The sequence below is a fragment of the Pseudoalteromonas fuliginea genome (assembly GCF_000690055.1).
GTDB lineage: Bacteria > Pseudomonadota > Gammaproteobacteria > Enterobacterales > Alteromonadaceae > Pseudoalteromonas > Pseudoalteromonas fuliginea.
Genome location: NZ_JJNZ01000169.1, coordinates 1 through 330 on the forward strand (window position 1 = coordinate 1; position 330 = coordinate 330).

Here is a 330-nt window from a genome sequence, read left to right on the forward strand (position 1 = left end):
GCTCCACCTTGCAGTATTGCAGCCCTTTGTACCAGCCATTGTAGCACGCGTGTAGCCCAGGACATAAGGGGCATGATGATTTGACGTCATCCCCACCTTCCTCTCAGCTTACACTAGCAGTCTCGTTAGAGTTCTCAACTTGACTCGCTGGCAACTAACAACAGGGGTTGCGCTCGTTATAGGACTTAACCTGACACCTCACGGCACGAGCTGACGACAACCATGCAGCACCTTGTAAAGTGTCCGAAGAAAAATCTGTTTCCAAATCTGTCACTCTACATTTAAGCCCTGGTAAGGTTCCTCGCGTATCATCGAATTAAACCACATGCT

General features: G+C 49.1%; 1 rRNA gene. It reads right to left on the reverse strand.

Annotation, left to right across the window (positions count from 1 at the left end):
* Positions 1-330: ribosomal RNA gene (locus DC53_RS00225) — 16S ribosomal RNA — on the reverse strand; the annotation flags it as partial.